Raw genomic sequence first — 1460 nt, 5'->3', positions numbered from 1 at the left:
GCTATGCTTACCTCGGCTGCCGTCTGGTCGTCAGTAGAAACCCCACTGATGTCCACACTCTGGTTGCCTCCTGCATCGGTAACGGTCAGGTTGGTGCCGTCAAAGCTAATGCCGGTGTTATATTCGTTGGTCGGGTCTGCATCCGCATCGTTCACCAGGGAAGACAGATCTACGGTCTCGCCGGTGCCATTCTCAATCCCGATGGTCAGGGTGGTGCCGGCCAAACCGGAACCGCTGATGTTCTGGTCGTCGGTGCTGCCTGCGGCCAGTTCGGCCAGGGCACCTTCTACGTCGGTAGCTGTGAAATTGGCTGCCGCATCGGCTATGCTTACCTCGGCTGCCGTCTGGTCGTCAGTAGAAACCCCACTGATGTCCACACTCTGGTTGCCTCCTGCATCAGTTACGGTCAGGTTGGTGCCGTCAAAGCTGATACCGGTGTTGTATTCGTTGGTCGGGTCTGCATCCGCGTCGTTCACCAGGGAAGACAGGTCTACGGTTTCGGAAGTCCCATTCTCAATGCCAATGGTCAGAGTGGTCCCGGCCAAACCGGAGCCGCTGATGTTCTGGTCGTCGGTGCTGCCTGCAGCAACCTCGTCAATAGCCGCCTGTACGTCCGTGGCGGTAAGCCCGCTAACGACATTGTCATACGGGTTGGAAGCCGCACGGGTATCCAGGATCACATCGGATCCGTCATTATTGGTAAAGGTATAGGTGCCATCGCCGTTGGCGGTAACATCGCTCTTGGCAACCGTCTGGCTTACCCCGCTTTCGTTCACGTAAGTAAAGGTACCGTCCCCGTTGTCGGAAAGGTTGGTAATGGTCTCGGCAACGGAAACCGAGGCGACATTCAGGTAAAGGGCCCCATCGGATCCTACCGCGATATCGTTATTGGCATCCGCACTTAACAGGTTGGCAGACTGGGTGCCCCCGCCATCGGTTACTTCCACCTGCCCGCCGTTGATGGCTACTCCGGTGTTGAATTCGTTGGTCGGGTCTGCATCGGCATCGTCCACATTCAGGGTAATGGTATTGCCACTCTCAATGGAGAGGTTCCCGGCAGTACCATCAGTGGATATGGTCTGGTCGTCGGTAGAAACCCCACTGATGTCCACACTCTGGTTGCCTCCTGCATCAGTTACGGTCAGGTTGGTGCCGTCAAAGCTGATACCGGTGTTGTATTCGTTGGTCGGGTCTGCATCCGCGTCGTTCACCAGGGAAGACAGGTCTACGGTTTCGGAAGTCCCATTCTCAATGCCAATGGTCAGAGTGGTCCCGGCCAAACCGGAGCCGCTGATGTTCTGGTCGTCGGTGCTGCCTGCAGCAACCTCGTCAATAGCCGCCTGTACGGTAGTGGCGGCCAGGCCGCTGGCGGTATTGTCGTAGGGGTTGGAAGCCGCACGGGTATCCAGGGTAATAGGCGTTCCGTCGAAGCTATTGAAGGTATAAGTGCCGTCAAAATT

The 1460-nt window shown here is 56.9% G+C and carries 1 protein-coding gene; it reads right to left on the bottom strand.

Features of this window, described 5'->3' with window-relative positions:
* Nucleotides 1-1460: beta strand repeat-containing protein (locus OZ410_RS12655; protein WP_277708380.1), on the bottom strand; the 1460-nt coding region annotated here is incomplete at both ends.

Source organism: Robiginitalea aestuariiviva (genome assembly GCF_029537735.1).
Taxonomy (GTDB): Bacteria; Bacteroidota; Bacteroidia; order Flavobacteriales; family Flavobacteriaceae; genus Robiginitalea; species Robiginitalea aestuariiviva.
The sequence above is the reverse complement of the archived record's forward strand: the minus strand, read 5'-3'. Positions and strand labels throughout refer to the sequence as shown.